This window comes from Blautia sp. SC05B48 (assembly GCF_005848555.1).
GTDB lineage: Bacteria > Bacillota > Clostridia > Lachnospirales > Lachnospiraceae > Blautia_A.
In genome coordinates this window covers 780,921-800,000 of the sequence record NZ_CP040518.1, presented here as the reverse complement: position 1 = coordinate 800,000, position 19,080 = coordinate 780,921, and the positions used below count along the sequence as shown (strand labels likewise).

Genomic DNA, 19,080 nt, shown 5'->3' with positions numbered 1-19,080 from the left:
TCATATTGTACCCGTACCGTAAACCGACACAGGTGGATGAGGAGAGAATCCTAAGGCCGGCGGAAGAAGTATTGCCAAGGAACTCGGCAAAATGGCCCCGTAACTTAGGGAGAAGGGGTGCCTGCGAGAGCAGGCCGCAGAGAATAGGCTCAAGCAACTGTTTAGCAAAAACACAGGTCTATGCGAAACCGAAAGGTGAGGTATATGGGCTGACGCCTGCCCGGTGCTGGAAGGTTAAGAGGAGAGGTTAGCAGCAATGCGAAGCTTTGAATTTAAGCCCCAGTAAACGGCGGCCGTAACTATAACGGTCCTAAGGTAGCGAAATTCCTTGTCGGGTAAGTTCCGACCCGCACGAAAGGCGTAATGATTTGAGCGCTGTCTCGGCAATACATCCGGTGAAATTGAAGTGCCAGTGAAGATGCTGGCTACCCGCGCCAGGACGGAAAGACCCCATGGAGCTTTACTCCAGTTTGGCACTGGGGTCCGGTGTTGCATGTACAGGATAGGTGGGAGGCTGAGAAACGGTAACGTCAGTTGCCGCGGAGCCGCTGTTGGGATACCACCCTTGTGATATTGGGCTTCTAACCAGCCGCCGTAATCCGGCGGTGGGACAATGCCAGGCGGGGAGTTTGACTGGGGCGGTCGCCTCCGAAAGGGTATCGGAGGCGCCCAAAGGTTCCCTCAGAATGGACGGAAACCATTCGAAGAGTGCAAAGGCAGAAGGGAGCTTGACTGCGACACCGACGGGTGGAGCAGGTACGAAAGTAGGGCTTAGTGATCCGGTGGTATTAAGTGGGAATGCCATCGCTCAACGGATAAAAGCTACCCTGGGGATAACAGGCTTATCACTCCCAAGAGTTCACATCGACGGAGTGGTTTGGCACCTCGATGTCGGCTCATCGCATCCTGGGGCTGTAGTAGGTCCCAAGGGTTGGGCTGTTCGCCCATTAAAGCGGTACGCGAGCTGGGTTCAGAACGTCGTGAGACAGTTCGGTCCCTATCCGGCGTGGGCGCAGGATATCTGAGAGGAGCTGTCCTTAGTACGAGAGGACCGGGATGGACGGACCGCTGGTGGACCGGTTGGCTTGCCAAAGCCATGGCCGGGTAGCCAAGTCCGGAAGGGATAAACGCTGAAGGCATCTAAGCGTGAAGCCCCCCTCAAGATGAGATATCCCATTCTTAGTGAAGTAAACCCCCTTGAAGACGACGAGGTAGATAGGGCAGAGGTGGAAGTGTGGTAACACATGGAGCTGACTGTTACTAATCGGGTGAGGGCTTGACCAAGAAACGCAGGTTAAGAATTGATTCAAGAGTTTGATTAACGATCAACAAGCATGTATGTAGTTTTTAAGGTACAAACCTTAAATTAAATATTTTAGTAATCCTCCTTAGCTCAGTCGGTAGAGCATGCGGCTGTTAACCGCAGTGTCGTTGGTTCGAGTCCAACAGGGGGAGTTTTTTTATTTCCTGTAAACTTTATGTTTGCAGGATTTTTTTGTATAATAAAGAATAGAAGATAATGCAGATAAAATCAGAAGGAGGGGTTTTAATGAAGGTTTTGAATTTTGGATCGCTGAATTTGGATTATGTATATCAGGTAAATAGTATTTTGATACCGGGCGAGACACAGGCATCGACTGACCGTAAGATTTTTTGTGGTGGGAAGGGATTGAATCAGTCTATTGCTCTGGCGAAGGCAGGAGTGCCGGTTTATCATGCAGGATTGATCGGAGATGGTGGAGAAATTCTGCTGGAAACTTGCCGTGATAATCATGTAAATACCGAATTTATCCATCAGATTTCAGGTCCGTGTGGACATACAGTGATACAGGTAGATCAGAATGGTCAAAACTGTATTTTGCTCTATGGTGGCGCAAACCAGAGCATTACGAAAGAATTTGTAGATGAAGTCCTTTCACATTTCGATAAGGGAGATATGCTGCTTTTGCAGAATGAGATCAGCGAACTGGACTACATCATAGAAAAAGCCAGCGAGAAAGAAATGCAGATCATTCTCAATCCATCTCCTTATAACAATAAATTGGATAAATGCGATCTAAATAAGATTTCCCTGTTTCTTGTGAATGAAATTGAAGGTGAGCAGATCACAGGAGAGAAAGAACCAGATGAGATTCTGAAGAAATTCAGTCAGATGTATCCAGATGCTTCTGTAGTACTGACACTTGGAGGAGACGGAGCTGTATATCAGGATAAAAAAGGTATATACAGACAGGGGATTTTTCCGGTAAAGGCTGTTGATACTACGGCAGCCGGAGATACTTTTACCGGCTATTTCCTCGCGTCTGTTCTGGAAAAAATGAGCCCGGAAGAAGGCCTCAGAATGGCCGCAAAAGCATCTTCAATCGCTGTTTCCAGGCTAGGAGCAGCAGCATCTGTGCCAATGCGGAATGAGGTTATGGAGGCACTGGAGAGGGAATAAGAATTATGGCAGTATAAATATTGGACGTGTCATAATTATAAAATGTAATAGGACCATGTTGAAAATACAGATGAAAAATAATACAGCGCAGCGAACGGTGAATCTTCGCTACGCTGCATACTACTATAATAAGGGAAAATAGTCTCCCGATAAAACTATCTGATAAAATTAGTCTTGATCTTTTCTTCAGTTTCCGGAGCATTGATACCGGCGTTCTTTCCGGCTTCAATACATTTCAGAAGCCATGTCATGTTGTTGCCAAGTGTACGCATGATCTGAAGACCTTCTTCATCTTTATGGACTTCATCCGGGGTATTACCATGAACCATTGTCCAGTAATTTCCGGAGACTACCGGCATCTGATGATATGTAAAATATTTAGTCAGAACGTCCAGAGTTGCAGTTGTGCCGGCGCGTCTTGCAGAAGCCACAGCTGCGGCTGGCTTGTGTACCATATATTTTCCTGCCATAGAAGCAAATTTATCCATAAATTCCATGATCTGTCCGGATGGGGAAGCCCAGTAAACAGGAGAGCCGACAACAAGAGCATCAGCCTCTTTCATTTTTTCAGCTGCGGCTGTGACATTTTCGCGGGAAGGATCTCCAGCCTGGAAGATCTCAGCTTCAATGCCATTCTTTTTTAAAGTGTTGGCAACTTCTGTGAGTGCTGTATAGGTGCAGCCTTCTTTGCGCGGACTGCCGTTCAGTAATAAAACCTTCATTATAATGATCATCCTTTCAAAATTCTTTTAACATCATTATATACGTACAAAAAATAAAGTCAATCTCTTGAAGGACGCTCATAGATGATGAAAAAACGAGAATTACAATGCGAAACGTGTTGTGGATCACGGAGTGAACAGTAAAACTTTCGCATTCTATAAGGGCTTGAGGCCAGTTTTGCAGGTTTGTAAAAAAAATTGAAATTTTTCAAAAAAAAGCTTGCAATTATAAAAAAGGTATGGTATTATTTAATTCGTCGCTGAGGGAAATACAAAACAGCGAAACACAAAAAGAAATATGGCTCCATGGTCAAGCGGTTAAGACACCGCCCTTTCACGGCGGTAACAGGGGTTCAAATCCCCTTGGAGTCACTTAAAACTAAACTGGATATTCATTGACTCGATTCAACATTTGGTGTTTAATACGCCGATGTGGCTCAATTGGCAGAGCAGCTGATTTGTAATCAGCAGGTTATCGGTTCGAGTCCGATCATCGGCTTTTTGGACCTTTAGCTCAGTTGGTTAGAGCAACCGGCTCATAACCGGTCGGTCCTGGGTTCGAGTCCCCGAAGGTCCATTTTAAAAGTTTTATATTTTGTATGGCCCAGTGGCTCAGTTGGTTAGAGCGCCGCCCTGTCACGGCGGAGGTCGAGAGTTCGAGTCTCTTCTGGGTCGTTCATATTTGGGGTCTTAGCTCAGCTGGGAGAGCATCTGCCTTACAAGCAGAGGGTCATAGGTTCGAGCCCTATAGGCCCCATTTTTGAACAAATTAATTGAATATGCGGGTATGGTGGAATAGGCAGACACAAGAGACTTAAAATCTCTCGGGGGCAACTCCGTGCCGGTTCAAGTCCGGCTACCCGCAGTATCAGTGAGATTCCTTTTTCAGGGATCTTTTTTTGTGTCATAAAATATATTGATGAAAACGGGAAAATATTCCTAGCTTATTAGTAGGGATATTGACAAGGCTATTTTCCCATGATAGAATCCTGACAGTTGTAAAACGAATCGGACAGATATAAAAAAATATCCGTTGTCGGTATAAATATACATGGAAAGAATATAAGGAGAGGTCAGAAAATGCTGAATCAGTTTTCAAGAACAGAATTATTAATCGGAAAAGAAGGAATGGAAAAGCTGAAAAATTCCAGAGTCGCAGTATTCGGAATTGGCGGTGTTGGCGGATATACGGTGGAAGCACTGGTCAGAAGTGGCGTAGGTACCCTGGATCTCATTGATGATGACAAAGTATGCCTCACTAATATCAATCGCCAGATTTACGCAACAAGAAAGACCGTAGGAAAATATAAAGTTGATGTAGCCAGAGAACGTATTCTTGAAATCAATCCGGATGCAGTTGTAAATATCCACAAAACATTTTATGTGCCGGAGACAGCGGATTCCTTTGATTTTTCTCAGTATGATTATGTAGTCGATGCGATCGACACTGTAACCGGAAAGCTGATGCTCGTAGAGCAGGCAAAGGCTTCAGGAACACCGATCATCAGCTCTATGGGGGCCGGAAATAAGATGGATCCGACAGGTTTCATGGTGACAGATATTTATAAAACGTCTGTCTGCCCCCTTGCAAAGGTTATGCGTCGTGAACTGAAAAAACGGGGGATCAAAAAACTGAAGGTGGTTTACTCACAGGAGAAGCCCATGACTCCAATTGATGATATGGCGATCAGCTGCAAGTCTCATTGCATCTGTCCTCCGGAAACAGAAAGAAAATGTACCCAGAGACGTCAGGTACCGGGAAGTAATGCCTTCGTGCCTTCCGTAGTGGGACTGATCATTGCCGGTGAGGTTGTAAAGGATCTTATTAAATAAAAATTGAATCATTCTGTGTTACTGAGAACGGAATGAACAGTAACCATTCTGTAAGAACAGATATTGCATGTATACTTATATTGTGCAATATCTGTTTTTTTGTGATAAAATATTTTTTACAGATAGTTTTGTAAATAAAAGAGAAGGACAGATAAAGTATGGGGATCGTTGAAAAATTTATAAAATTAGGACAGCTGACAAAGGAAGAATATCCGGAACTTCTGCACTTATATCAGGATTCGGATGCGATTCGTCTGCTTCGGGAAGAGGCTGTCCGTATACAGAAAAAATATTTTGAAAACAAAATATATACAAGAGGTCTGATAGAGTTTACCAATTACTGCAGAAATGACTGCTATTACTGCGGAATCCGCCGTTCTAACAGGAATGCCAGCCGTTACCGCCTTACGAAGGAGGAAATCCTGCAGTGCTGCGAGAATGGCTATGAGCTGGGATTTCGGACATTTGTGCTCCAGGGAGGGGAAGACCCATGGTTTAATGATGACCGGATGGTTGACATCATTCGGTCCGTCAAACAGGGATATCCGGACTGTGCGATCACGCTGTCCATTGGGGAGAAATCAAAAGAAAGCTATCAGAGGTTTAAAGATGCCGGAGCAGACCGCTATTTACTCCGTCATGAGACGGCCAGCGAGGAACATTATCGTTATCTTCATCCGGAGAGTTTAAGTCTTGCAAACCGTAAACAGTGTCTTTATACCCTGAAGGAACTGGGATATCAGATAGGTGCCGGATTTATGGTAGGTGCGCCGGGACAGACGCTGGAGTATCTGGCGGAAGATCTTGTTTTTCTTAAAGACCTGAATCCGCATATGGTGGGGATCGGACCATTTATCCCGCACCATGATACGAAATTTGCAGAGGAACCGGCAGGAAGTGTGGATATGACACTGTTTCTGTTGTCTGTCATCCGGATCATGCTTCCACAGGTACTTCTTCCGGCAACCACAGCACTGGGGACACTGGACCCCAGAGGCAGGGAAAAAGGTTTTCAGGCGGGTGCAAATGTAGTAATGCCCAATCTTTCTCCGGTGAAGAACCGTAAACAGTATGAACTTTATGATAACAAGATCTGTACAGGCGAGGAAGCAGCAGAGTGCAGAGGGTGTCTTACCAGACGTGTGGAGTCTGTAGGCTATGAAATCGTTACAGACCGTGGAGATTCTCCGATGACGGACTGACACTGGGCATAAAATACTTTCTTTTTTCAGCGATTTAAGGTAAAATACAAGTAAGACCAGATTGCTAAAATATTAACAACTAGTCAGAAATAAGCGGAATTTTCCTGCAAAGCGGAATGCAGGAATAATGATGGAGTGCGTAAAATATGGAAAAATCAGAAAATGCTGTGCGGAGCAGACTTCTGGAAGCGGGGAAGGAAGAATTCAGAGACAGGGGATTTCTGAAGGCTTCTCTTCGTGCGATCTGCAAAAAAGCAGATGTGACTACGGGAGCGCTATATTTCTTCTTTGAAAGTAAAGCAGCTCTTTTTGAAGAAATCGTGGAAGAGACGGCAGAGGATCTGAAGCGGATCATGGGAGACTTTACGGATGAGGAAAAACAACTGCATCCGGAAGAATATGACAGGATACTTATGGAATTTATCTGGGAAAACAGGGATATCGCAAAAATCCTCATAGATGGAGCTGAAGGTACCAGATATCAGAATTTCCGTGAGGATGCCTGCACGAAAATGGAGCAGATCCTTAATGAACGTTTTCAAAAGGAATGTGGACAAGAAGTTGATCACGAGCTGGTACATATCCTGGTACAGATGAAATTTCAGGGATATTGTGAACTGCTCCGGGGAAACTGCTCCAGGGAAAAACTCCTGGAAATTTCCAGAATTCTGCAGATATGCTCCAGCCAGAGCCTTCTGGCAATTGAGGCAGAACTAAACAGAAAGCAGTAAAAACCATTGCTCATTCTCCCGAAGTATGTTATGATTAACTTGGTTAGTTTTAACAAACCGAGGGAGGTGTAAATAACGTGAGATCAAATGAATCATCTGAAGATTATTTAGAGACGATCCTGATCCTTGGAAACAGGAGCTCTCTTGTAAGAGCTGTGGATATCGCGGCAGAGATGGGCTTTAAGAAACCGAGTGTCAGTGTTGCCATGAAGAATCTTCGTCAGAAAAATCTCATCACAGTAGCTGACAACGGAGATATCCGTCTGACAGAGGATGGACATAAGATTGCCGATAAGGTATATGAACGTCATCAGCTGATCTCTTCCTGGCTGATGATGCTGGGAGTCCAGGAAAAAACAGCGCTTCATGATGCCTGCAGGATCGAGCACATAATCAGTGAGGAGAGCTTTCTGGCATTGAAAAAGGCAGTTTATGAGCTGAGGGAGCAGCAGGCTGCGCTCCATGGAGAAACCGCAGATCAGGTTTGACCCCTGCAGCAGAAGATATCAGGAATTGACAACTGAAAAAATAAGAATATAATGGAAATCCAGGTTATGAAATGGAGGACACCAAGAGATGAAATTACTTTTTATACGACATGGAGACCCGGATTACACAATAGATTCCCTGACCGAAAAGGGCTGGAAGGAAGCGGAATTTCTTTCTGAGAAGATCGCAGCTCTTGATGTCAGGGATTTTTATGTTTCTCCGCTTGGAAGAGCAAAGGATACCGCATCCTGCACGCTGAAGAAAAACGGAAGAACAGCTACAGAGTGCAAGTGGCTGAGAGAATTCGATGTAAAGATCAGAAGACCGGATCTTCATGGGGAAAAGATCATTCCCTGGGACTGGCTTCCCCAGGACTGGACGAAGATCGAAAATTTCTACAGCTTTGACCGCTGGTGGGATAATGACATCCTGCGAGAGGGAAAAATGAAAGAAGAGTATGATTGGGTCACACAGAATTTTGATAAAGTTCTGGCAGAGCATGGCTATGTGCGGGAAGGACATTATTACAGAGCAGAAAAAGCCAATGAAGATACGCTTGTGTTTTTCTGCCATTTTGGTGTAAGCTGTGTACTCATCAGCTATCTTCTCAGTATTTCTCCGCTGGTGATGCTGCAGAATTTCTGTGCGGCGCCGTCATCGGTGAGCACCATTGTTACAGAGGAGAGGCGAAAAGGGATCGCGTCCTTCCGCATGAGCTCTTTTGGAGATATTTCTCATCTGTATGCACATCAGGAGCCGCCGGCTTTTGCTGCCAGATTCTGTGAGACATACGATAACAAAGAGCAGAGACACGATTAAAAAGCGAAAGAAATGGTTGTAATAACCATAGAAAATAATGATCAGCAGGATTATTTTGGGAAATGATTAGACTTCGTTAATAAATTTTATAAATTTATTAGAAATTGTACAAATTTCTCTCACATTTATCCTGTATGATATAAACATCTTAAGAGAACAGAAGCTCTTAAGAAAAACTCTTTCCTTTCCCTAAAATATGTATGAAGATAAACCACCGTTCCATTGGCAAGACAGAGCCGACAGGACGGTGGTTTTGCATTGCAGAAAAATACTGCCGAATGACAGAGGAGATGAAGGTTTCCAATGTTTATCGGCAGCATTTTTTTGTTGGCTGAGATTATTGAATGTACAGCTTCAGGCACGGCTACGGCCTGCGATAGCGGTTAAAGCAGGAGTAGATTTCCTGGATCCTGGGCATGGCATAACCGCATGGAATATAAGAGCCTTCCGAGAAGAAGGACAATCCCTGCTTTTTCAGCTGAGCATCCAGATAAGCGACGATCTCCGGCAGAGTACGTTTTCCGTCAATAAGATGTTCGCAGGCATATTTCAGAAGCAACGCCAGGGATGCAGTCTGTTCGGAGTCGATCAGCTGTTCCACATAGCGGAGATCCACTTCGGTTTTTCCAAGAGAAAAGCCATCTTTGCCGTGAACCTTGGTTTTCAGTCTTTCCGGCTGTCCGGGACGGCTGTGGCGGGATGGAGCCACTTTGGCCCTGGTCATGATGCGATGGCTTTCCGGAAGGCGGAATGCAGGGGCCTCAATGTCTGAGAGAGGATATTCCTGACAGAGCTTTCCGGTAACTGCTGTGATGTCCACCGGATGATAATTATCCATCTGGATCACAGTATCCGCAATATGGAAAAAAGCTCCGGAGCTTCCGGCAACCAGGATAGTGGAGATCCCTGCCTTTTCATAGAGATCCCGGGCACGTTCCAGAAATGGAGTGATGGGCTCCTTTTCCCGACAGATCACCCGCTGCATGAAGGAATCACGAACCATAAAGTTGGTAGCAGAGGTATCCTCGTCAAGGAGAAAGACTTTACTTCCTGCCTCCATACTTTCCACGATACCGGCAGCCTGTGAAGTGCTGCCGCTGGCATCCTCTGTAGAAAAGCAGAGGGTGTCTTTTTTATTTGGAAGATCGTTGATAAAAAGAGAAATATCCACATCTTTGATAAAACGGCCGTCCTCGGAGCGGAGCTTCTGGGCAGAAGGATCGGTAATGACATACTCCCGGCCATCACCGGAAATGTGATCGTAAATTCCCAGCTCCAGTGCGTTAAGTAAGGTGGATTTGCCATGGTAGCCGCCACCTACGATCAAGGTGATGCCGCAGGGAATGCCCATGCCTGTGATGGTTCCTCTGTGGGGCAGCTTCATGGAAACTCTCAGGCTTTCCGGAGAAACAAAAGGAACAGAGTTTTTCATCGGGCGTGAAGAGATTCCGCTTTCCCTGGGGAGGATAGCGCCGTCACTGACAAAGGCAGCCAGAGAACGTTTTTTCAGTTCCTGACGGATAAATGCCTGATCTTCGGCAAGGCAGATGGCTTTTCTCAGCGCTTCCGGGTTAAGATTTCGGTAAAAAAATGCCTTGTGAACACAGACCGGAAGAAAATCAAAGAGGATTTTTTCTAGTTCGGGGGAGCTGATGGTTCTGCCATTGGCCGGAAAACCGATGAAAAAACGTGCAGTGATGCCTTTTTCCGTTATTTCACAGGCAGTACGTGCAAGAACCTCCTGACCGCAGTGGCTTACTGAGATCAGGCCGCTTTTTCCGGAACCCTTTGCACGGAAGGTATAACGGTTTACCTGCTGTTCAAACTGGCGGTTCAGAAAGTCTCCCAGTGTGATGCGGGTTAGGGAATCCTTATAATATTCTGCCGGAAATCCGGTGTCGCGGTGGGAGAGCTTTACACTGATGTGAGAGGGAGAGGCAAAAGGATCCCCCTGTACGTGGTCAATGGACAAAATATAACGGTCAAACTGGTATGCACCCCGCAGAGACTTGTATGCAGGATAGCTTTTGCGGTTGATGCTGTGAAGAAGCTCTTTTAACTGAGCAGATGATTGCATGTTGTTTCCTCCTTTGCCCTGTGGAAGAATACAGGTAAAGTCTACGGTGAAACAGAAAGTTTTCCGTGTGTAAGATACCTGAAAATTTTGGATACAGGGCCAATTCTTAAGAACTACTATAACGAATCATAAAGATTTTGTAAAGAATGGGAATTGCGGTGGAAATTCGTAAATGTTTGACATATAATAGTAGACAGATTGCAGATAATATGATGAGAAACGGCAGTTGTCGGAAGCTATAAAGAAAGGTGGACCACTAAAATGGAAAGAAGAAATGCGTGGCTTTCTTATAAGGAAGCAGAAGAAACAGAAATGGAGAAGCTTGCGAAGGCTTACAGAGAGTTTTTGGATAAAGGAAAAACGGAACGTGAATGTGTTGCAGAAATCGTAAAGGAAGCAGAGGCTGCCGGATATGAATCTCTTGAGTCGAAGCTTGAAAAAGGCGAGAAGATCAAGGCAGGTGACAAGGTTTATGCAGTAGGGATGAAGAAGATCGTTGCCCTGTTTCATGTAGGAACCGAGGAGCTTTCCGGAGGGATGAGCATTCTCTGTGCACATATCGACTCTCCGCGACTGGATGTTAAGCAGAATCCTCTGTACGAGGATACGGACCTGGCTTATCTGGATACCCATTATTATGGTGGCGTAAAGAAATACCAGTGGGTGACACTGCCTCTTGCTATGCATGGCGTTGTTGCAAAGAAGGACGGAAGCATTGTGGAGATCAGCATTGGTGAGGATGCGGAGGATCCGGTACTTTACATCACAGATCTTCTGGTCCATCTTTCCGGAAAACAGCTCCAGAAAAAGGCAGCAGAGGTTATTGAGGGTGAGATGCTGGATATCCTGATCGGAAGCAGACCTCTTGCAGAGCTTCCGGATGATTCAAAAAAGGATGCGGTAAAACAGAATGTGCTGAAGATTTTAAATGAGAAATATGGTATTGAGGAAGAGGACTTTCTTTCTGCAGAGCTGGAGATCGTTCCGGCAGGAAAGGCAAGAGACTGTGGACTTGACCGCAGCATGATCGCAGCATATGGACAGGATGACCGTGTATGCGCTTACACATCCCTTGCGGCAATGCTGGAGATGGAGGAGACGCCGAAGCGTACCGGCTGTTGTCTCCTTGTAGATAAGGAAGAGATCGGAAGCGTTGGTGCCACAGGCATGCAGTCCAGATTTTTTGAGAACAGCGTGGCAGAGCTTCTGGACGGAATGGGCTGCTATTCTGAGCTTGCATTAAGAAGAGCGCTCCGTAATTCCAGCATGCTTTCTTCCGATGTAAGTGCCGGCTATGATCCGGCCTATGGTGAGGCTTTTGAGAAAAAGAATGCAGCATATCTTGGACGTGGTATTGTTCTTAACAAGTTCACCGGGGCAAGAGGAAAATCCGGTTCTAACGATGCCAATGCAGAGTACGTTGCAAGAGTTCGCAGGATTTTTGATGATCACAATGTTGCTTTCCAGACAGCAGAGCTTGGAAAAGTTGATTTTGGTGGAGGCGGAACCATCGCTTATATTGCGGCACTTTACGGAATGGAGGTTATTGACAGTGGCGTGGCAGTGCTGAGTATGCATGCTCCGTGGGAGGTTACCAGCAAGGCAGATGTATATGAGGCATACAAGGCATATAAGGCATTTTTACTTGATGCATAAACGGATGTATAAATGTGCGTCAGTTCTGAAGACATTCAGGTGATCTTTTCGTTACAGATCAATGAGCGGGGATTTCCCGGAAATGACAGAGCAGTCTGCCTGCTGCTGTTTTGGCTTGGAGCGTTCCGACGAGAAACAGCAGTATCCCCTGCAGACTTCGCTCTGTATTTTTTACCTGATCAGGGAAGCTCTCTGCTTCAATGGCGAAAAGCAATAAGCAGAGGAGAGGCTTGCCTGGGACTGATTTACTTTATAAGGAGTAATTTTATTATGGAAGATGCATTGGTACGGGTAGTAGATCTGTGCAAGGTTTACAATCCCGGAGAAAATGAGGTGCGGGCGCTGGATCATGTGGACCTGGAGATCCATAAGGGTGAATTTGTGGCTATTATCGGACAGTCCGGTTCCGGAAAATCCACTTTTATGAACATGCTGGGCTGTCTGGATGTCCCCACCTCCGGGAAATATTATCTGAATGGAACAGATGTATCCACAATGAAGGATAATGATCTCTCGGTGGTACGAAATAAGGAGATTGGTTTTATCTTTCAGGGCTTTAATCTGATCGCAAATCTTACGGCGCTGGAAAACGTGGAGCTTCCTCTGATCTACCGCGGGATCGACCGGAAAACAAGAAGAAAGCTTGCTGTGGAATCTCTTAAAAAAGTCGGACTTGAGAAACGTATGGATCATAAGCCAAACGAAATGTCAGGGGGACAGCAGCAGCGTGTGGCTATTGCCAGAGCTATCGCAGCCAGGCCGCCGGTGATCCTGGCAGATGAACCAACGGGAAACCTGGACTCTGCATCCAGCAGGGAAATTATGGAAATCCTGAAGGGAATGCACAGATCAGGAGAAACCTTGATCCTGATCACTCATGATAATGGGATCGCGGCTCAGGCCAGACGTGTGGTCCGGATCATGGATGGGAAAATTGAATCAGATACGATCAATGAGGAATTTGTCGAGGAGGCTTAAGAATGAAAAAAGGGAAAAAGATTGTGATCGGTGTGGCAGCAGTGGCTGTTGTGGCAGGCGGTATTTATGCGGCATCCGGTGCAGGCCGTGGGGAAACACAGACTCCGCAGATTGCTGTTACCAAAGCGGAGACAGGAGATGTGGAGGAGATCGTAGATGCAACCGGAACCGTTGTCAGTGATGAGCAGAAGACCTTTTATTCTCCTGTGAACGCACAGATCAAAAGCGTATCCTTTGCAGAAGGTGATACGGTTTCAAAGGGAACGAAGCTGATAGAGTTTGAAGTGAAGGATCTGGAGAGGGATAATCAGAAAGCAGAGCTGAATGTACAGTCCGGACAGTATGATTACAAAAATTCCATCAATAAATCTAATGAGGCCCAGCAGAAGCAGAACAGCGCAAAAGCAAAGGTTTCCAGTCTGGAACATCAGGTAAGGGAGCAGCAGAATTATCTGGCTTCCCTGAGATCACAGCTGGCGTCTGTACAGGCTCAGGCTGCGGCAGATGCGCAGGCACAGGCCCAGGCACAGGCCCAGGCAAAGGCAGAGGCCCAGGCTGCCAGGGATGCAGAGACTCAGAGAGCGTATTCAGAAGCGCTGACTACATATCAGAATGAGACACTTCCGCAGTACCAGAAGGAGTTGGGACAGCTGAATTCCGATTATGTAACGGCACAGAATGCTTATAATCAGGCAGATACCAGGTATCAGATGGCTTTTGCACAGTGGCAGGCAGAGCAGAGCGATGAGAATGCCCAGGCGCTGGATGAAGCGGAAGCAGCAAGAAGTCAGGCAGAGATCACCTGCCAGGAAGCAAAGGAAGCTTATGAGGATAAGAAGGCCAGCCAGCCCAAAATGCCGGAGTATTCCGATTACAGCAGTAGTGCGGCCGGTGATTTTGTTACCGATGGAGCTTCAGAGGAAACACCGGGGCTGACAGATCAGGCATCTGCGGATGCTTCTTCTGCAGGAAGTACAGTGGATACTTCTGCCATTGAGAATGCGATCGAACAGGCAACCTCTGATCTGGCGGATCTGCAGTCGGACCTTGCTTCCAAGAAATCCATTGCAGAGGCGGATTCTGCCAGCCTTACAGAAGAAGAGAAAGAAAAAATGCGTGTCAGCAACAATCTTACTGAGCTGGATGCAAAATCTGCGAAAGAGCTGGTAGAAGAAGGAAAGAAAGGCATTTCGGCGGATTTTAACGGCGTCATTTCCAAATCAGCAGTCCAGCAGGGCGCAGCGGCAACACAGGGAATGGAGCTTTTTACCCTGCAGAATACAGATAAGGTCAGCGTTGATATCAATGTGTCCAAGTATGACTACGATAAGGTAAAGGAAGGCCAGAATGCCGACATTACCATCGGTGACAGGAAATATACCGGCAAGGTGACAAAGATCAGTCACATTGCCACAACTAACGAAAAGGGCTCCACACTGATCTCTGCCACAGTGAGCATCGACAAGCCGGACAAGGATATTTTTCTGGGAGTAGATGCGAAGGTAAAGATCTATGCAGAAAAGGCAGAGGATGTGGTAACGGTTCCAGCAGGCGTGGTAAATATCGGCAAGGATGGTTCCTTCTGTTATGTGCTGAAGGATGGTGTGATCACAAAACAGGATGTCACTACAGGAATCAGTTCGGAGGATTCTGTTGAGATCACAGAGGGAATTAAAGCCGGAGATGAGGTCATCGAGGATCTGGGGTCCCTGGAAGAGGGAATGAAGGCAGAGGCAGCGTCTGCAGACAGTGCAGCAGAGACAGGGGAGACTGCCGATGAGTAATATTTATGAATATATCAAAATGGCGATCCATAACATCATGGCCAACAAGGGAAGATCCTTTCTCACCATGCTTGGTATCATCATCGGTATTGCATCAGTGATCGCCATTGTGTCCATCGGTGAGGGTACGAAGAATCAGATGAACAGTGAGATCGATGATATCGGTGGCGGCCAGATCGCTGTTTACTGCAGTGATGATGCCATAACAGACCAGGTCTGGATCGAGCCGGGGGATATTGATGCAGTCCGGGAGCTGTATGGTGTGGAAGGTGTTAATGTTTCGGATTCCTATACAGGCGAGACCGTAACCGGAAAGGGTGATTTTAATCTTACAGTGACCGGGGAGGCCCAGGATGCCAAGCTGGTGGACAATGCTTCTGTGAAGTACGGAAGCTATTTCGGGCAGAAGGAGGTCGAAGAGGGAAAAAACGTCTGCGTGATCTCCGATGCCGATGCGAAAAGGCTTTTCGGAACAGATGATGTAGTGGGAATGACACTGGACATCACCTGCTATGATCTGACCAAGACATTCCGCATCTGCGGAGTCACCACACAGAAGGAAAACGGAACCTTTGTCAGCTATACTTACGATGGAATGCCGGTGACCATAAATGTGCCTTATACGGCCATGGATGACTTTACCGGAAGCAGCGGAGAATTTTATCAGATCATAGTTCAGGCGGATAAGAGTCTGGATTCCCAGGCGGTCGCAGACAAGATCATAAATCTTCTTGAGAGACGTCACCAGTGTGCCGGAGATGAGTATTTCCAGGTACAGAGCTTCCAGGATGTCATGAAATCCATGAATCAGATGCTTGGCATGGTGACTGCGTTTATCTCTTTTGTTGCGGGCATTTCACTTCTGGTAGGTGGTATCGGTGTTATGAACATCATGCTGGTGTCCGTCACAGAGCGTACCAGGGAGATCGGTATCCGGAAATCCCTTGGAGCGAAAACCTCGTCCATTATGTTACAGTTCCTTGCTGAGGCGGCGATCCTGACGATCATAGGCGGGCTGATCGGTATTGTGCTGGGGATTGCAGGCGGCTATGTGATCTGTGCGGTGATCAGCAGCAGTATGGGAATGACGATCGCACCTGGGATCAGTGCAGGAACTATTCTGGCGGCTACGCTGTTCTCCTGTGCGGTAGGTGTGTTCTTCGGAATCTATCCGGCGAGAAAGGCAGCGAAACTGAGTCCGATTGAGGCGCTTAGACGGAATTAAAAAACTGTTGCTTTTGCATCAAAAATAGCAATAAAAAATATTTTTAAAAAAAATCAAAAAAAGTTTCAAAAAACCCTTGACATTTTATAGGTCTTAGAGTATCATACATATTGTTGCAGCGGTGATACGAAATATCACAAAGGAAAAGTAACAAAGATGTGCGTTTAGCTCAGCTGGATAGAGCGTTTGGCTACGGACCAAAAGGTCGGGGGTTCGAATCCTCTAACGCACGCTAATTTAAGAAGCCGGAAACCTTGAAAAATCAATGGTTTCCGGCTTTTTTTCGTTTTCAGGTTTGTGTAAAAACCTGTGACTTATCTATTTCGGGGATGTTTAAGATTAATTTTTACACCTATGATGGTAATTTAGAAAAACAATCCGCAGTATTTGAAATCAATGTATAAATATTTGTAAGCTAAGGGGCTATCTATTTCCCGACAGCCCCATTTTAAAATATATTGCATCCCGTTTTACGGTCGACGAACGGAGTTTTTGCGGAGCTTTTTGGCTTCATAAAGGTCTTTATCAGCGTGTTCGATGATTGTAGGAATATCTGTTTCCGGGCTTGGCTTGAATTCGGTGATTCCAAGAGAAACCTCCACGAGAAATGGTTTGCCGGATTCTGCATTAAAAGCAGCACATGCATCCCGGACTCGTTTGCGGAAAATATCCTGGAAGTTTTTTTCCTGACAGTTAAGGAGGATCAGGAATTCATCACCGCCAGTGCGGGCAACGACGTCCTGGCTGCGGAGACAGCCGTTAAAAATATTAGCGACACTTCGCAGGGCAAAATTGCCTGCCGGATGTCCCCACGTATCATTGATTTCTTTAAGGTGATCCAGATCAGCGCAGATAATATAGGCGCGCTGATGTTCGCTTTTGCTGCAAAAATTCTTGATCTGTTCAGTGAAACCTCTTAAGTTAAGAAGTCCTGTCAGTTCATCATATTTGGAGATTAATCCAAGTTCCCGGTTACGTTCACGGACAAGCTCAAGATCCCTGGACATTTCCTGACGACGGAGAACTTCTACTTTACTGATTTCAAGATAATGAAGAGAAAGGCCAATCTGCAGGCTTATCACATAGAAGAACGGAAATTCTTCCGGTTGGATATCGCATGCAAGAAGACCATACTGCTTTTCTCCGGAGAAGAGCAGAAATACCATAAACTGGTGACGGTCGTTATCTGCCATTAACTGACAGATGCCATTTTCAGCGTTTACAGGCTGGCGGTCATAAAGATGAAAAGCAGCTGTTTCTTCGTCTCGATAATAGGCAGCAAGCCGAAGATTTTGTGGAGATATCCATTCATCATTCTGATGATAGATGACTGGTTCATCCAGAAGAAAGAGGTAAGTACATTTGGTTCGAAGCTCACGCATGTTTTCCATTGCTGACAGAAGAAAAGCATATTCATCATCCATACAGTCATTCAGATTTCTGGCTAAGTAAGGAATAAACCAGGACTTTCTCTGAAAGTTGATCAGTTCAAGTTTCATATTTGTGATTGTGCGATTTAACTTATGAATCTGTTCAGTAAGGTTTACAGGAGTACTGCGGATTTCCGGAATTTTTTCCTGACATCCACAGGATTCTCTGACACATAGAGAAACAGGAACTCTTCGGGACAAAACTTCACTGCCATCCAGTTTGGCTATCAGATCATAGACAGCCATTTTTCCCATCAGGACGCCATCCTGCTGAACGGTTGTAAGAGGAGGCTCCATACCGGAAGCACGCTCGCAGTCATCAAAACCAGTAATGAGGATATCCTTGCCAACTTCAAGACCACGTTGTTCACACACGCGGTATCCGGAAAATGCCATTTCATCATTTGCAAATACGATGGCCTGTGCATCCGGATTATCATCCAGAAGGTGCTGAACTTGGCGGTCAACAAATTCAGAGTAGTCACCCTGTGCGATCATCTGTGGAGTGACCGGCAGATTGTGTGCAGCCATTCTTTCAAGATATGTGTTTTTGCGTTCATTTGCATCAGTATTCTGAGAAGGACCCGCTACAAAAAGAATTTTTCGACAATGATGCTCATTGATCAGATGCTCCATGACCAAGTGGATTCCGTTTTTGTTGTCACAGATCAGGGAATGACAGTTTGGAGAATGAACAATCTCTGTAAGAAATACTGTAGGAATCGAATTAAATTTCAATGCAAATCTTTCCGCAGTTTCATTCTTTAATTGAAGCCCAAGAGTTCCGTAGTTGATGATCAATCCGTCAAGACCACCGATAAGACTGTAATCGTGGATAGTTTTGAATTGATAATCAAAAGAATCTTTGTGAGTTCCACCTAGCAGATCTTCAAAGAAATCTTTGGTCTGTGTTCCGAGAAAAAAACACACATTAACATTTAATTCTCTGGCAGCTTCGGTAATGCCGCGGATATGTTCTTTGGGAAAATAAGTATGCACGCCACCAATAAGAATGCCGATATTGTAGCGATCAGATTTTTTCATTTTTTTTTTTAGACCTCCATATGCAAGTGAACAAGTTATTTTTTGTATATTATACCAATAATATATCATTAATACAAAAAAATACATATGAAAAATCCACAAAATAAAGCACAAAAAAAGGAAGAACAGCGTTGAGTTCTTCCTTTTTCGAAACATACCTGATTCTATTAAATTGCGTCCAGTGCCTGAGCGATATCTGCGTCGTGCGCCTGGCGGCGCACGTTTCTTTTATAGGAAAGACAGCCTGCGGCGTTCTCCTAAATAAAAAAATGCCCGCACGGAGGCGGGCACAACGACAAGACGCTTCTTGGATTAGAAGATATAAAAGTCTTCCTCTCCAAAATCGTCATCAAGTTCGTCATCATTTAGACTTATTCATTTTGAAGAACATACGTGAGACGACACTGGTAACAGTGAAAGAGGCAGTCGAGCAGAGTACGGTCTTCAAGAAAAAAGTCACGAAGGTTTTTATCAATAGTAAAAACACAATGGCGGTGCTAGACATTAACAAGTTTAAAAGACATGGAAGTAGTGCGTTCCATGGAATACTTGTTTCCGCAGGTAGGGCAGAAACAGCTTCCCGCAACTGGTTGATGTAGATAACCTGCAGGCGGTACATTTTGGGAACATTGACCAGTGGCTTGAAGAGA

Annotated in this window: 13 protein-coding genes, 8 tRNA genes, 1 rRNA gene and 1 pseudogene (1 of these 23 cut by a window edge); 19 read left to right on the top strand and 4 right to left on the bottom strand. The window is 45.5% G+C overall.

Annotation, left to right across the window (positions count from 1 at the left end; genetic code table 11):
• The 3 genes from EYS05_RS03600 to EYS05_RS03590 form a co-directional block, all read left to right on the top strand.
• Positions 1–1,284, top strand: a 23S ribosomal RNA gene (locus tag EYS05_RS03600) (it extends 1,606 nt beyond the left edge of the window).
• Between the two features lie 98 nt (positions 1,285–1,382).
• Positions 1,383–1,455: transfer RNA gene (locus EYS05_RS03595), tRNA-Asn, on the top strand.
• Between the two features lie 94 nt (positions 1,456–1,549).
• Positions 1,550–2,440, top strand: a complete 891-nt coding sequence (locus EYS05_RS03590) for a ribokinase (protein WP_118515112.1) — start codon at positions 1,550–1,552, stop codon at positions 2,438–2,440.
• A gap of 155 nt (positions 2,441–2,595) precedes the next feature.
• On the opposite strand, the gene EYS05_RS03585 is transcribed toward EYS05_RS03590, so the two are convergent.
• A complete protein-coding gene (locus EYS05_RS03585) occupies positions 2,596–3,162 on the bottom strand; it encodes a flavodoxin family protein (RefSeq protein ID WP_118515110.1) in 567 nt (188 codons plus the stop codon).
• 300 nt (positions 3,163–3,462) lie between these two features.
• Here EYS05_RS03585 and EYS05_RS03580 point away from each other — a divergent pair.
• From EYS05_RS03580 to EYS05_RS03530, 11 genes are all read left to right on the top strand, one after another.
• Positions 3,463–3,534, top strand: a tRNA-Glu gene (locus tag EYS05_RS03580).
• Positions 3,535–3,588: 54 nt separating this feature from the next.
• A tRNA-Thr gene (locus EYS05_RS03575) sits at positions 3,589–3,661 on the top strand.
• Positions 3,662–3,665: 4 nt separating this feature from the next.
• Positions 3,666–3,739 (top strand) — tRNA-Ile (locus EYS05_RS03570).
• A gap of 24 nt (positions 3,740–3,763) precedes the next feature.
• A tRNA-Asp gene (locus EYS05_RS03565) sits at positions 3,764–3,837 on the top strand.
• A 9-nt stretch (positions 3,838–3,846) separates the two neighbouring features.
• Positions 3,847–3,919: transfer RNA gene (locus EYS05_RS03560), tRNA-Val, on the top strand.
• 24 nt (positions 3,920–3,943) lie between these two features.
• Positions 3,944–4,027: transfer RNA gene (locus EYS05_RS03555), tRNA-Leu, on the top strand.
• Between the two features lie 215 nt (positions 4,028–4,242).
• Positions 4,243–4,995, top strand: a complete 753-nt coding sequence (locus EYS05_RS03550; protein WP_118625950.1) for a tRNA threonylcarbamoyladenosine dehydratase — start codon at positions 4,243–4,245, stop codon at positions 4,993–4,995.
• A gap of 158 nt (positions 4,996–5,153) precedes the next feature.
• A complete protein-coding gene (hydE, locus tag EYS05_RS03545; protein ID WP_138276617.1) occupies positions 5,154–6,197 on the top strand; it encodes a [FeFe] hydrogenase H-cluster radical SAM maturase HydE in 1,044 nt (347 codons plus the stop codon).
• A 146-nt stretch (positions 6,198–6,343) separates the two neighbouring features.
• Positions 6,344–6,928, top strand: coding sequence for a TetR/AcrR family transcriptional regulator (locus EYS05_RS03540; protein ID WP_138276616.1), 585 nt, complete (start codon positions 6,344–6,346; stop codon positions 6,926–6,928).
• Positions 6,929–7,005: 77 nt separating this feature from the next.
• Positions 7,006–7,416, top strand: coding sequence for a metal-dependent transcriptional regulator (locus EYS05_RS03535; protein ID WP_138276615.1), 411 nt, complete (start codon positions 7,006–7,008; stop codon positions 7,414–7,416).
• Between the two features lie 88 nt (positions 7,417–7,504).
• A complete protein-coding gene (locus EYS05_RS03530; protein ID WP_021650251.1) occupies positions 7,505–8,236 on the top strand; it encodes a histidine phosphatase family protein in 732 nt (243 codons plus the stop codon).
• Positions 8,237–8,600: 364 nt separating this feature from the next.
• Here EYS05_RS03530 and EYS05_RS03525 read toward each other — a convergent pair whose 3' ends face one another.
• Positions 8,601–10,313, bottom strand: coding sequence for an ABC-ATPase domain-containing protein (locus EYS05_RS03525; protein ID WP_138276614.1), 1,713 nt, complete (start codon positions 10,311–10,313; stop codon positions 8,601–8,603).
• 261 nt (positions 10,314–10,574) lie between these two features.
• On the opposite strand from EYS05_RS03525, the gene EYS05_RS03520 reads away from it, so the two are divergent.
• The 5 genes from EYS05_RS03520 to EYS05_RS03500 all read left to right on the top strand — a co-directional run bounded on the left by EYS05_RS03520 (position 10,575) and on the right by EYS05_RS03500 (position 16,188).
• A complete protein-coding gene (locus EYS05_RS03520; protein WP_138276613.1) occupies positions 10,575–11,969 on the top strand; it encodes an aminopeptidase in 1,395 nt (464 codons plus the stop codon).
• Positions 11,970–12,239: 270 nt separating this feature from the next.
• The gene (locus EYS05_RS03515) at positions 12,240–12,947 is read left to right on the top strand and encodes an ABC transporter ATP-binding protein (protein WP_118608647.1); all 708 of its coding nucleotides are present in this window, start codon (positions 12,240–12,242) and stop codon (positions 12,945–12,947) included.
• A gap of 2 nt (positions 12,948–12,949) precedes the next feature.
• Complete coding sequence (locus tag EYS05_RS03510; protein ID WP_138276612.1) at positions 12,950–14,731, top strand: efflux RND transporter periplasmic adaptor subunit; 1,782 nt, start codon at positions 12,950–12,952, stop codon at positions 14,729–14,731.
• On the top strand, positions 14,724–15,956 hold the full coding sequence (locus tag EYS05_RS03505; RefSeq protein WP_138276611.1) for an ABC transporter permease: 1,233 nt from the start codon (positions 14,724–14,726) through the stop codon (positions 15,954–15,956). Before EYS05_RS03510 ends, EYS05_RS03505 begins: the two co-directional genes overlap by 8 nt.
• A 158-nt stretch (positions 15,957–16,114) precedes the next feature.
• Positions 16,115–16,188 (top strand) — tRNA-Arg (locus tag EYS05_RS03500).
• A 238-nt stretch (positions 16,189–16,426) separates the two neighbouring features.
• Here EYS05_RS03500 and EYS05_RS03495 read toward each other — a convergent pair.
• Both EYS05_RS03495 and EYS05_RS18150 read right to left on the bottom strand, forming a co-directional pair.
• Complete coding sequence (locus EYS05_RS03495) at positions 16,427–18,430, bottom strand: diguanylate cyclase domain-containing protein (RefSeq protein WP_138276610.1); 2,004 nt, start codon at positions 18,428–18,430, stop codon at positions 16,427–16,429.
• Positions 18,431–18,794: 364 nt separating this feature from the next.
• A pseudogene (locus tag EYS05_RS18150) lies at positions 18,795–19,008 on the bottom strand (transposase zinc-binding domain-containing protein); the annotation flags it as partial.
• Positions 19,009–19,080 lie beyond the last annotated feature (72 nt).

Excerpts from the sequence above, each read along its gene's own strand:
- EYS05_RS03590 (WP_118515112.1), top strand. The coding sequence starts at position 1,550 with ATGAAGGTTTTGAATTTTGGATCGCTGAATTTGGATTATGTATATCAG.
- EYS05_RS03585 (WP_118515110.1), bottom strand. The coding sequence starts at position 3,162 with ATGAAGGTTTTATTACTGAACGGCAGTCCGCGCAAAGAAGGCTGCACC.
- EYS05_RS03550 (WP_118625950.1), top strand. The coding sequence starts at position 4,243 with ATGCTGAATCAGTTTTCAAGAACAGAATTATTAATCGGAAAAGAAGGA.
- hydE (WP_138276617.1), top strand. The coding sequence starts at position 5,154 with ATGGGGATCGTTGAAAAATTTATAAAATTAGGACAGCTGACAAAGGAA.
- EYS05_RS03540 (WP_138276616.1), top strand. The coding sequence starts at position 6,344 with ATGGAAAAATCAGAAAATGCTGTGCGGAGCAGACTTCTGGAAGCGGGG.
- EYS05_RS03530 (WP_021650251.1), top strand. The coding sequence starts at position 7,505 with ATGAAATTACTTTTTATACGACATGGAGACCCGGATTACACAATAGAT.
- EYS05_RS03525 (WP_138276614.1), bottom strand. The coding sequence starts at position 10,313 with ATGCAATCATCTGCTCAGTTAAAAGAGCTTCTTCACAGCATCAACCGC.
- EYS05_RS03520 (WP_138276613.1), top strand. The coding sequence starts at position 10,575 with ATGGAAAGAAGAAATGCGTGGCTTTCTTATAAGGAAGCAGAAGAAACA.
- EYS05_RS03515 (WP_118608647.1), top strand. The coding sequence starts at position 12,240 with ATGGAAGATGCATTGGTACGGGTAGTAGATCTGTGCAAGGTTTACAAT.
- EYS05_RS03510 (WP_138276612.1), top strand. The coding sequence starts at position 12,950 with ATGAAAAAAGGGAAAAAGATTGTGATCGGTGTGGCAGCAGTGGCTGTT.
- EYS05_RS03505 (WP_138276611.1), top strand. The coding sequence starts at position 14,724 with ATGAGTAATATTTATGAATATATCAAAATGGCGATCCATAACATCATG.
- EYS05_RS03495 (WP_138276610.1), bottom strand. The coding sequence starts at position 18,430 with ATGAAAAAATCTGATCGCTACAATATCGGCATTCTTATTGGTGGCGTG.